This window comes from Sphingomonas sp. CROZ-RG-20F-R02-07 (genome assembly GCF_022662335.1).
In the GTDB taxonomy this organism is placed as follows: Bacteria; Pseudomonadota; Alphaproteobacteria; order Sphingomonadales; family Sphingomonadaceae; genus Sphingomonas.
In genome coordinates, this window is the sequence record NZ_JAKNQJ010000007.1 from 170,507 (window position 1) to 181,634 (window position 11,128).

Below are 11,128 nucleotides of genomic sequence, written 5' to 3' on the forward strand. Positions count from 1 at the left end.
CATGTCGGGACGTAATGATGACGCACGTGGCAAGCACACCGCCGCTGCCAACCGGGTGGCGCAGATCGCCTCACTTAACGACGCGCTACGCCGTCACCGCATAGGTGGCCGGCTAGCGGTCACGGCAGGGGTGATCGCGCTGGGCGACCACGCACTCCCCGCCATCCTGCAACAGGTCGCCGCCTACGACGCCTTTGACGAGTCCAACGATCCTTACGGCGAACATGATTTTGGCAGCTTGCACCATGCCGGCGCCCGGCTGTTCTGGAAGATCGACTATTACGATCCCAGCATGCGTGCTGGCTCGTCCGACCCAGCCAACTCCGTTGTCACGATACGGGTGCTGACCATCATGCTGGCGGAGGAATATTAATGCCTTCGGTAACGACACCCAACGGCCCGGCTCAGCTGCCGCTGCAGCACCAGATCGGTCGTCGCGGTGAGGCATCGCTGAGCCAGGGCGACCTTGACGGGCTGTGCGGGCTATATGCAGCCATCAACGGCCTGCGCCTGCTGCTGGCACCGGTGCGCCAGCTGAAACGTCATGAGTCCAAGAGGCTGTTCCACACCGGCGTCACCCTTCTCATAGAGCACGACCTGCTCCCCAGCGCCGTGGTCGAAGGCTTTGGGGACAAGCTGTGGCGGGCGTTGGTGCAGCGGCTGGTCGAGGAGGCCAGTGTGATCGCCGACCGCACGATCGCGGTGCATCAGCCGCTGGCCAAGCTGGTGCGGCCAACCCGCTCCGCTACCTTTGCCGCGATCGAAGTAGCCCTTGCAGCCGGGCAGCCGGTGCTGGCCGACCTGTCCGGCAGGCATGAGCATTTCACCGTCATCAGCGGCTACAGCCCGTACAGCCTATTCCTCTACGACAGCGGCAGGCTGTGTTGGCTACCCCGAGCAAGCTGCAGCATCGGCAGGGCACGCAGCCGGCGTCATCACATCAACCCCCGTTCGCTAACAATCCTGTCCATACAGGCCTGATCGGCTGCAACCGACTTAGTACAGTCTCACACTGAAGCCTTGAGTCTGCTTGGCGCATTCTTCCCGAATGAAAGGGCGATGATGCTCAAAGTGACGCGTCACGGCATCGCACGCAGCGGACTGCCCTGCTTCCACATTGGAGGGTTAGGCTGGTCCGCGACACGTGCCGCCAGCGTGTAGAAGAACCGGTTGAAGTCTGTTGCAGCCTGCCAGTCGATTGGTTGTGCGAGGTCATCTTGTGGCCGGTGATAACCCGTTTGATACCAGCGCCGGTAGATCCGTTCGCTTCCCGAACCCGGTGTGTAGCCGAATACGAAAGCGGTCGCCGGTATGCCCGCTTGTAGGAACGGCCATTGATCCGCACGGCGCAACAGCCCGCGTTCTGGTTCAGGATCATGCTGCACGGCAATGCCCATTGCACCAGCTACCCCACGGGCGTCATCGCCTAGCGTCGTGTCGTCGAGCGCATGGACGGTGAGCAGCCGCAGCGGGAAGATTGGGCGAAGCTGATCGAGGTTGATGTCGGCAGCGATCGCCGAGCGTGCAATGGTCGGGTGTGCTACGAACCAGCGCGCACCAAGCAGCCCCTTTTCCTCACCGGTAAAGGCCGCGAACAGCACCGGGCGGCGATAGCCGGTACCCGCACGACGCTCGGCAAGTCGGATCAGCAATGCCACATAAGCGGCATCGTCGAGTGTGCCGTTGTATATGCTGTCGCCTGCAACCGGCTCGCCAGGGCCGTAGCCGTCCAGATGGGCGGAGAGGACAATCGTTTGCGCGGCCGCCGCCGGATCACGGCCTGGGAGCGTCCCCAGAACGTTCGGTGCGCTGATCGACGCCTGAGCCAGCGCCAGTCTCATGCGAAAGCGACCCGTCGCATCGAAGGACGGCAGTGGTTTACCTGCCGCACCATCTGCGATCAGTTGGTCCGCATGGCGACCGCTGCCAAAAATGACCGTATTAAGCGCCGCGGCGTTTAGCGTGGCCCGCAATGGGCCGCTGGACTCTGGCGAACTGCCCTTCAGCCAGACCGTGCGGGCGTAGGCATAGGGCCACCGTGGCGGCTCGACGGCAAAACCAGGATCGGCGATCGTAATCAACGCTGCCGCGCCGGCGGCTTGTGCCGCTGCCAGCCGCTGCGCATCGCTGGGCAGTCCAGCACGGTGGGTGCCGTGGCATATGACCGCCTTCCCACGCACATCGCCCAACGCCGCCGTCGCGCAATAGCCGCGATACGCAATTGGCACGTCGAGGGTAGTCGGCATGCTTGGCCAGGGCGAAACGGTGATGTCGTGCAGAAAGCGCAGGGGCCTCCTACCAGCTTCGATCGTCGCACCCGTGACCCGCAGCTCCTCCATCGGCACGCGTTGGAACCACGTGCCGTTATCACCGGCGGGCTTCAGACCGGCATCTGCAAACCGCCGTGCCACCATCTTAGCCGCACGCTCATACGCGGCTGAGCCCGAGTCTCGGCCAGCCATGGCGTCGTCTGACAGATCGCTCGTGATCGACCACCAGGCGCGGGTATCGGGATCTGTTGGTAGCGGCCGGCCAGCACCCGTAGCGAGGAGGAAGATGGCGGCGGCGAGACGCAGAGGCTTGGTCATACCGAGCAAGCTGCCGAAGATGGCATCCGGCGGCAAGGCCGGACAGCATGCGACCATAGTTGCGCTGCTGCGATGGGCCGGATGGATGCCCTCAATGGCTGCTAAGCGCCAATTCACGGCCTTCAACCTGTGGTTGGCGCCGCTCAAAAGCCGCCGTCTGTTCAGGTCGCCGAATGCGGTGCCCTAAGGGGCTCTGACAGAGCGGCGGCGGCAGAGCTTCCCGAGTAATGCCGGGAGCCCAAGCATTTAAATCTCGGTCGCCTCAGAGAGCGTGAGCGCGTCGTCTACGTCGACCCCTAGATAGCGCACCGTGTTCTCGATCTTGGTATGGCCTAGCAGAATCTGTACGGCACGCAGGTTGCCGGTCGCTTTGTATATGATCGATGCCTTCGTACGCCGAAGCGAATGCGTTCCATATTCCTCGCGCCGTAGGCCGACACCGACCACCCACTCGTCCACAAGACGGGCATATTGTCGAGTGCTGAGGTGGCTGGCGTGATCAATACGGCTCGGGAACACATAGTCGGCCAGAGTGCCCCCGCGCCGTTCAAGCCACGCCAACAAGCTGCCACGTGCGTCTGCCATGATCTCGAACTGCACCGGCTTTCCAGTCTTCGCTTGGATGACGATCGCACGCGCGCGAATTTGACCGCCGAGCACCAAATCGCCGATCCTCATCTTGACAACATCGCAGCCGCGCAGCTTGCTGTCGATTGCAAGATCAAATAGGGCTCGGTCACGCATGCGCCGATGCTGATCAAGGTAAAAGCGGATGGCCCAAACTTGCCGAGGCTTGAGCGCCCGCTTTGCTCCGACCTTGAGGCCCGCGTTCCAGACACGCCGATCTACAGCTGATGGATCGAACTCTGCTTTTCCCATCTTCCTTCTCCTACGGCCGTGATGGCCGGGATAAGGAACGAGGTAGCATCGATCACGCCGCAAAGCCGCCGGTCGGCATCCGCCCACCTTCGGTCGTTCAGCGCGCCCGGAGCCGTTCGCAGCTTCGGCCAATTTTTATAGGCAACGCCTATGAGGTGCACGATAACGAGACAGAGCGTGTCGCCCCCTTTCGTGGCCAACTTATTTTCGGCGCTCTCTCTTGTGAGAAAGGGACGAGCGTGGAATCTTTCCAATTACGGGTTGGGTGCAGGAGATCAAAGTGGTGGCACGAGCGATTGTTCAGCGGGAGCTTGACAGAGCGATGTTTATTTGCGCGCTGTTCGCCATAACCCCCTCGCAGGCCATTGCGGCACAGTGCCATATCAGCAAGTATGTCGACATCCCCGTCACGATGTCAGGGTCCAAACCGATCGTAACCGCGCAGATCGAGGGTCACGACGCGCGGTTCATCCTAGATAGTGGCGCTTATTATAGCACGATTGCGAAAGCCACCGCCCTCGAATACGGCCTATCCGTACACAAAGCCGAAGGCGCGCGGCTGGTGGGTGTCGGCGGTGACACCTCCCTCGGCGTCGCGCTTGCAAACAAATTCAGCATCGCCGGTGTCACCCTTCCTCACGTCGCTTTCGGAGTTGGCGGCAGTGATATGGGCTATGCCGGCTTGCTGGGTCAGGATATTCTCGGCATCGCGGACGTCGAATACGATCTGCCGCACGGCTTCGTCCGCCTCATGAAAGGCCGCGACTGCAAAGACCAAGGTATGGCGTACTGGGCCGGAAGCCGTCCGATGACGGTCGTGAAACTGGCAGCAATGCAAGATGGCCAGCGCCACACGCTTGGCACCATCAGCATTAACGGCAAGACGATCCAGGCAATGTTTGACTCTGGCGCGTCGTCGTCATTGCTGACCTTAGCCGCGGCGCGGCGCATCGGCGTGACACCGACGACGGCGGGCGTGGAGACAGATGGCTTCGCGACCGGCCTGGGTCAAGGAAGGGTTAGACAATGGAAAGCGCGGTTCGACTCGATCGATATTGGCGGCGAGGCAATTGCAAAACCTTGGATTGGCATCATGGACCAGTCTCTGGGCGAGCCCGACATGCTAATCGGCATCGACTTCTTTCTGACCCACCGCATCTATGTTGACAATCACAACCACCGAATGTTCGTCACCTACGAAGGTGGCCCGGTATTCGGGCTCAAGCCACGCGGCGCCGTAGATAGCAAAGGCATGAGGCTTGATCTCAGCGATCAGACCAATGGTCCAACGACAGCGTTGGGCTTTAGCCAGCGCGGAGCAATCCACCTCACGCACGGGGAAAACGAGAAGGCAATTGCGGATTTTGACAGGGCAGTTTCCCTCTCGCCGAATGAACCACAATATCTCCTGCAGCGGGCGGCGGCCCATTTTGACAGTCATCGGCCGCTGCTAGGCGCCGCCGATATTGACCGAGCTCTATTGCTTGCGCCGCATAACGCAGAAGCGCGACTCGCTCGCGCCCGATTGCGGCTCGATGCGGACGATCATGCCGCAGCACTCGTCGATCTCAAAGCTGCGGACTCAGCCCTTGCATCGTCGTCGGATATGAGGATGCGGCTCGCTGCCATGTATGGAGCCGCCGATGTGCCTGAAGCTGCTCTCGCTAATTACGAGCAATGGCTCCACAGCCATCCCGAAGACAGTGGTCGCGCAAGCGCTTTTAACGGCCGGTGCTGGGCACGCGCGTTGATGAACACGAGCCTTGATAAGGCGATCGAGGACTGTAACGCTGCGGTACGTCTACGCCCCGGCGAAGCCTCTTATCTGGATAGCCGCGCGTTGGTTCACCTAAGGCGTGGTGAATGGAATAAAGCGCTTGCTGATTATGACGCCGCCCTGGCCGCGGAACCCCGCGAAGCTTGGTCTCTCTACGCGCGCGCTATCGTCGAACGGCGTCTCGGCCGGTCCGCTCAGGCCGACGCAGATCGTGCCAAGGCGCTGTCAATCGATTCGCACATTGAGGTTCGCGCCAAACGCTATCACATTGATGCATAACTTCTGATTTTTGACATCCTCACAGTCATATAACTCCAATATTTCAAATGTCTTTTGCAATGGTGATTTTGGGATCGCTTCTCCAAAAAATCGGAAAGTGGGTCCGCGATGTAGACAATGCCCGTAATCGCGTGCGGGTGCTAATATTGATAGGGCGTGATTTGGTGCGCGGTGCCGCATCGGCGGATGGACAGGGTGTCACGCGCGAAGAAGAGCCGCTTGCCTTCTGGTTCTGCGTCGCCGCTGGGTTGGCTGTTGCCGCGCTCCTGCTCTTTCCAGGTTACGCGGGTTCGGAAGCTAGCGACCCAAACCACGTCGAACGGCATCGGATCAGCACCCACTATCGAACACGAGTGACAGGTCGTAACCCTTCGTTATGAAACAGCGTCGGCACGGTTGGTTGCGATCTAGAAAAGTGGATGACGGGGCGTTAACTCCCGACCGCCCCGCGCAGCCACCTTTTCGCTCCGATAACGATTTGTATCAGTGGTGGATGTGGGGACGCGTCGCAATTCCAATGATAGTTCTGTGTTACGGTGCGCTCCGAAGCTTCGGTGTGCCGTTCGATTACACCCCGTTCGCCCTGCTTCCCGCGATAGTTTTTTACGGGGCAATCCGAGTGTTGGCGTGGCGGGATCGGAGAGCGGGTAAGCGGTTCGACCAGTACGACGCTGATGACCTATTTTAAGTAGGGTCAGCCTTATCGATCTAACGACTCAAAGCGGACTGTCGGCTTCCCACCGAGGCTGTGTGAAAACGTGCTGATATGCTATGATCAGGGCCTGATTTGGGAGGCCGGTGATGGGGCGTTTCATCGAGGGGTGCGATCGGCGGCAGCGGCTTTTCCTGCCTGATTGCGTCGACGATTATGTGGCCGAAGATAGCCCTGTTCGGATCGTGGATGTGTTCGTCGACGAACTGGATCTGGCGGCGCTGGGTTTTGCGGATGCAGCGGCGACTGGGCGGCCCGGCTATCATCCGGCGACGCTGCTCAAGCTCTACATCTATGGCTATCTGAACCAGGTGCAGTCGAGCCGGCGGCTCGAACGCGAGGCGGGCCGCAACGTTGAGCTGATGTGGCTGACCGGCAAGCTCGCGCCCGACTTCAAGACGATCGCCGACTTCCGCCGCGATCATGGCGCAGCGATCCAGTCGGGGTGTCGCCGGTTCGTTCTGCTCTGTCGCAACCTCGGCCTCATTGCGGGCGGCACGGTGGCGGTGGACGGCAGCCGTTTCCGGGCAGTGAATGCGCGCGACAAGAACTTCACGCCGGTGACGATCCGCCGCCGGATGGAGCAGGTCGATGCCAGCATCCAGCGCTATCTCGGCATGCTCGACACCGCCGACCGGCAGGACGGTGAAGCGGCCGAGCTTCGCACGACGCGGCTGACGACAAGGCTCGGCGAACTGCGGCGGCAGATGCGCGAGCTCGAAGCCATGGAGCAGGCGGTGGCAGCCTCGCCCGACCGGCAGATCTCGCTCACCGACCCGGACGCGCGTGCGATGGCGTCGGCGGGAACCGGCACCGGGCAGGTCGGCTACAACCTCCAGGCGGCGGTCGATACCGACAGCCACATCATTGTCGCGCACGAGGTCATCAATCTCGGCCACGACCGTACGTCGCTGGCGAAGATGGGCGAACAAGCCCGCGCGGCGACAGGCGCAGATACGCTCACCGTGCTGGCCGATCGCGGCTACTTCTCGGGGCCCGAGGTTCTTGCGTGCGAAGCAGTCGGTATCGTGGCCGTCTGCCCCAAGCCGCTGACCTCGGGCGCCAAAGCCGATGGCCGCTGGGGCAAGCAGGACTTCCTCTACCAGCCCGAGACCGACAACTATCGCTGCCCGGCGGGCGAAACGATGACGCGGCGCTTCTCGAGCCTCGAGCACGGCATGACGCTGCACGGCTATGCCACGTCGGCCTGTCGCTCGCGCTGTGCGGTGAAGACCAACTGCACCGCCAGCATCGAACGCCGCATCAAGCGGTGGGAGCATGAGGTGGTGATCGACGCGATGCAGGCCCGGCTCGACCGGATGCCGAACGCGATGCGGGTCCGGCGACGCACGGTCGAGCACGTCTTTGGCACCCTCAAGGACTGGATGGGACGAAGCCACTTAAAGACGCGAACGCTGAAACACGTCGCAACCGAGATGAGCCTCCACGTCCTCGCCTACAACATCAAGCGCGCCATCGCTCTGGTCGGTGTGCCGGGACTGATCGCCGCGATGCAGGCCTGAGCGCCCGCGCTCGAACGCGTCGCAATCAGCGCTGCTCGATAGTCGTTCTCACACAGCCTCCACCAGAATGCGACATTCCCGATCGCGTCGGCCGCGGCGGAGAGGACCTCTGCCTCGCCCGTGAAATTTCGGCGTCCACAGATCGACCAGCTACCGCAGCCCGCAGCGCCCCTTCCTGAACGTGTTCTTAGTCAGCTAGGATCAGAGCGCCAAGAGGAAGATGCCAGTTTAGGCAATCAATTACACTCTTTCGGTTTGCCCCGCCGACGGCGGTACCAATCAGAGGCAACGCGCGACGGCAGGCCTGCCTGCATAATAGCAACGGACGGGTTAACTCCGGAAGCATAGATCCCTAAAGTCTGGAAATCGTCAGCTTCCTGTGAGCAAATGGCTGCTATTTGAGCGGGATCGTTGGTGTGCTTTGCAACACGTTCGACGGCAACGGAAGCATTTAGCCAAGCCTGAAGCGATGCTCCTATTGCGAATTCGACAGACGTGTGCCCCTCCCGCCGGAAAGATGGACCGGCGCTCAGTTGGTCGCCTACCGACGTGGCACCCCGAACGGCGTCTTCGTCGGCTCCGAACTGCATAGCGAGGAGAAGAAGGAATATGATCATGAACGAGATATGACAAGGGAAACAGCCTTCTTCAAGCCGTCCCTGCGGAGATCACCTCCGCCTTGGCGGCAGAGTTCCAGCGCGTTTAGATCGTCAGGTACCCGCATCGGCCGTCGCCGGTACCCGGCCTGGCCGATCGGCAGCTAACGCCCAATGCTCGCCATTCCATGCCAGAAAGGCGGTTCCTGAAAGCGGACGGTAGGTGAAGATGGCGATGCAGCTATATCGGGGCCCGTCGGCCTAACGTTCCTCCTTCAAGGCATGGGACCATATGCCCAGCTTCTTGGCCGGTGCCGGCTGTTCGGCTTCGTCGATCCGCGTCATGCGCTCTCGATAGTTATGACAGACAAGCAACGGGCAGTGAGCTAGCGTCCAGCGACGCCGCTGACCCGCCAGACCGTATTCCCGACATCATCGGCGATCAGCAGCGCGCCTGTGCGGTCAAGCGCCACGCCCACCGGCCGTCCGCGCACCGTCTTGTGATCGGACGCGAGGAAATCGGTCGCGACGGGGACCGGCGTTCCATTGGGCCTGCCGTTGACGAAAGGCACGAACACGACCTTGTAGCCGTTCAGCGGCTCGCGGTCCCAACTGCCATGTTCGCCGACGAACGCGCCATTGCCGAGCCGCGGTGATAGCGTCTCGCCCTGGCTGAACGTGACGCCCAGTGCCGCCACGTGCGAGCTGAGCCCGTAATCCGGCTTGATCGCCTTGGCGACCATTGCCGGGTTCTGCGGGTGAACGCGCACGTCAACATGCTGCCCCCAATAGCTGTACGGCCAGCCATAGAAGCCGCCCTCCTTGATCGAGGTCAGATAGTCGGGAACGAGATCGGGCCCGATCTCGTCGCGTTCGTTGACGACCGCGAACAGCTGGCCGGTTCCGGGCTGGATCGCCAGATTGGTCGGGTTGCGCGTGCCCGTCGCGTAGATCCGCTTGGCGCCGGTCAACCGGTCGACCTCGTAGATCGCGGCGCGTCCCTCCTCGACCGCCATGCCGTTCTCGGTGATGTTGCTGTTCGAACCGACGCCGACATACAGCTTCGATCCGTCCGGGCTGGCAACCATCGACTTGGTCCAATGGTGATCGATCGGTCCAGCGGGCAGGTCGGCCAGCTTGACGCCGGGCGCGGTAATCTTGGTCTGCCCGGGCGTGAACGGGAACGCGATGATCGCGTCGGTATTGGCGACGTACAGGGTGCCGGCGACCCACACCACGCCATAGGGCGAGTGGAGATGATCGACCAGCACCGTGGTCAATTCGGGCACGCCGTCGCCATTGGCGTCGCGCACCAGCGTGATGCGATTCCCGCCCTTGGCCGCGGCGCCGGCGCGTGCTTTCACCTTGCCCTGAATATAGTCCTTCGGCCGGAAGGGTTCGGTGCCCGGACCGTTGCTCTCGACGACCAGGACGTCGCCATTGGGCAGAGGATAGACGATGCGCGGGTGCATCAGTCCGCTCGCCATGGCCTGAATGCGCATCCCAGCGGGAACCGTCGGCGTTTCGCCCGACTTCCAGCCGACCACCTGCGGCACGCTCATCGGCGGAATCAGATATTGCTCCGGCTCGGGAAGATAGGGATTGGCGCCATATTGCCGTGACGGATCGCCGCCTGGTCCGCTGCACGCGGTGATCGATGCGAGAAGCGCCAGCCCGACGGTTGCTCTGAGATGCATGCCGATCATCGAACGTCCTCCCGCTCGACCGATCGGATGGCAGTAACACGCCAACCGCGAAGCCCTGCAATCAGCAATAGGATGGTGACGACCAGCGACAGGGTGATGCCGGTCGGAGCCACGGAGGTCCAGGCGTCGCGCGTGTGGACGAACACGTTCACGAGCGACAGAAGCGCCGCTGCACCGACGAGCACCAGATCGAGCCGGCGGATCCGTCCCAGCCGGCGTAACGCCATTTCGAGCAGCAGCACGATGGCCGCGACCAACGCCAGTACGAGGCCGCCAGTGATGAGCCACGCCGAGAAGTTTGCCCACTGCATCAGCGAGTTTTCGGAATACATCCAGTCGGTGAACAACGCCGCCATCAGCAGCGTCCCGCCCAGCCCGATGAAGAACGGGTGTACCGGCATCGGACCTTCGCCCATCGACCTCGCCATGTTCGGCTCCTTCATCACGGTGTAGTTCGACCGGCTACCCAGGTGCCCGGATGTCCGACCGGTGGCTAGCAGCGTGCGCGGGTAGCGGGCAACCCGGCGATGCCGGCAAATTCGCGTCCATTCATCCGGTCGCCGGCCGCGGCCACAATGAACGCGGCTGACGCGGTTCGATGGCGAAGCGTAATCGCCTGCCTCAGAACGCTTCGACCGTTCAACGCCTGGCAAAACCGTCGGTCGACTTAGCACAACGTTGCGCCGTGCGCGGTCGGCGAGGCGGACTCAGAAGCGGCCGGGCGGCAAACGCCCCAGTTGCGGACATTCACCTACTACGCCATTCCCCAACGGCTGGCCCGATTGACGGCACGGACGGGAGACCTCTATGACGGAAGAGCCTTACTTCGACCGCACCCCCGAAGAGAATTACGCCGCGTTTCTGAATGCTTTGGCTGGCATAGAAGATGACGCCGGGATCGAACTGTATTCGCAGGAAGGCATCAGGTTTCTTCGGAAGGCGCTGGAGGAGTTCCGGTCTGAGTACCGATCTCGGCACGTCGCCTAACCACCACGTCGTGCCGTTCGCGATCAGCGATGCGAGCGCAATGAGCCGCCGGGCGGCAAACGTCGACAGCGCGACATTCGC

Annotated in this window: 10 protein-coding genes; 4 read left to right on the forward strand and 6 right to left on the reverse strand. The window is 62.0% G+C overall.

What is annotated here, in order from left to right; translation table 11 throughout:
* Window position 1: 1 nt before the first annotated feature.
* Together L8H00_RS12460 and L8H00_RS12465 are read left to right on the forward strand one after the other, a co-directional pair.
* Entirely contained in the window at window positions 2-373 is a 372-nt protein-coding gene (locus L8H00_RS12460; RefSeq protein WP_242097661.1) for a DUF3768 domain-containing protein, read from the forward strand.
* Window positions 373-981 carry a hypothetical protein gene (locus L8H00_RS12465; protein ID WP_242097662.1) on the forward strand — a complete coding sequence of 203 codons (609 nt, stop codon included), beginning with the start codon at window positions 373-375 and terminating at the stop codon, window positions 979-981. Before L8H00_RS12460 ends, L8H00_RS12465 begins: the two co-directional genes overlap by 1 nt.
* 98 nt (window positions 982-1,079) lie before the next feature.
* On the opposite strand, the gene L8H00_RS12470 is transcribed toward L8H00_RS12465, so the two are convergent.
* Together L8H00_RS12470 and L8H00_RS12475 are read right to left on the reverse strand one after the other, a co-directional pair.
* Window positions 1,080-2,735 (reverse strand): M28 family peptidase, encoded by a 1,656-nt coding sequence (locus tag L8H00_RS12470; RefSeq protein WP_242097663.1) that lies wholly within the window; start codon window positions 2,733-2,735, stop codon window positions 1,080-1,082.
* 99 nt (window positions 2,736-2,834) lie between these two features.
* Window positions 2,835-3,467: a tyrosine-type recombinase/integrase gene (locus L8H00_RS12475; RefSeq protein WP_242097664.1), complete on the reverse strand. Its 633-nt coding sequence runs from the start codon at window positions 3,465-3,467 to the stop codon at window positions 2,835-2,837.
* 283 nt (window positions 3,468-3,750) lie between these two features.
* Between L8H00_RS12475 and L8H00_RS12480 the strand changes: the two genes are divergently transcribed.
* Complete coding sequence (locus L8H00_RS12480) at window positions 3,751-5,523, forward strand: retropepsin-like aspartic protease (RefSeq protein WP_242097665.1); 1,773 nt, start codon at window positions 3,751-3,753, stop codon at window positions 5,521-5,523.
* A 140-nt stretch (window positions 5,524-5,663) separates the two neighbouring features.
* Here the strand turns inward: L8H00_RS12480 and L8H00_RS12485 are convergent, their stop codons facing one another.
* A complete protein-coding gene (locus tag L8H00_RS12485) occupies window positions 5,664-5,849 on the reverse strand; it encodes a hypothetical protein (protein WP_242097666.1) in 186 nt (61 codons plus the stop codon).
* Between the two features lie 475 nt (window positions 5,850-6,324).
* Between L8H00_RS12485 and L8H00_RS12490 the strand changes: the two genes are divergently transcribed.
* Window positions 6,325-7,758, forward strand: a complete 1,434-nt coding sequence (locus L8H00_RS12490) for an IS1182 family transposase (RefSeq protein WP_242097667.1) — start codon at window positions 6,325-6,327, stop codon at window positions 7,756-7,758.
* A gap of 982 nt (window positions 7,759-8,740) precedes the next feature.
* Here L8H00_RS12490 and L8H00_RS12495 read toward each other — a convergent pair.
* The 3 genes from L8H00_RS12495 to L8H00_RS12505 form a co-directional block, all read right to left on the reverse strand.
* Window positions 8,741-10,051, reverse strand: a complete 1,311-nt coding sequence (locus tag L8H00_RS12495; RefSeq protein WP_242097682.1) for a sorbosone dehydrogenase family protein — start codon at window positions 10,049-10,051, stop codon at window positions 8,741-8,743.
* A 5-nt stretch (window positions 10,052-10,056) separates the two neighbouring features.
* Window positions 10,057-10,488 carry a DUF2231 domain-containing protein gene (locus L8H00_RS12500; RefSeq protein ID WP_242097668.1) on the reverse strand — a complete coding sequence of 144 codons (432 nt, stop codon included), beginning with the start codon at window positions 10,486-10,488 and terminating at the stop codon, window positions 10,057-10,059.
* 319 nt (window positions 10,489-10,807) lie between these two features.
* A partial coding sequence (locus tag L8H00_RS12505) for a hypothetical protein (RefSeq protein WP_242097669.1) occupies window positions 10,808-11,128 on the reverse strand: 321 nt, incomplete at its 5' end.

What these genes read in the sequence shown, in the direction of transcription:
- L8H00_RS12460 (WP_242097661.1), top strand. Translation starts at nt 2, where the DNA reads ATGTCGGGACGTAATGATGACGCACGTGGCAAGCACACCGCCGCTGCC.
- L8H00_RS12465 (WP_242097662.1), top strand. Translation starts at nt 373, where the DNA reads ATGCCTTCGGTAACGACACCCAACGGCCCGGCTCAGCTGCCGCTGCAG.
- L8H00_RS12475 (WP_242097664.1), bottom strand. Translation starts at nt 3,467, where the DNA reads ATGGGAAAAGCAGAGTTCGATCCATCAGCTGTAGATCGGCGTGTCTGG.
- L8H00_RS12485 (WP_242097666.1), bottom strand. Translation starts at nt 5,849, where the DNA reads ATGCCGTTCGACGTGGTTTGGGTCGCTAGCTTCCGAACCCGCGTAACC.
- L8H00_RS12490 (WP_242097667.1), top strand. Translation starts at nt 6,325, where the DNA reads ATGGGGCGTTTCATCGAGGGGTGCGATCGGCGGCAGCGGCTTTTCCTG.
- L8H00_RS12495 (WP_242097682.1), bottom strand. Translation starts at nt 10,051, where the DNA reads ATGCATCTCAGAGCAACCGTCGGGCTGGCGCTTCTCGCATCGATCACC.
- L8H00_RS12500 (WP_242097668.1), bottom strand. Translation starts at nt 10,488, where the DNA reads ATGGCGAGGTCGATGGGCGAAGGTCCGATGCCGGTACACCCGTTCTTC.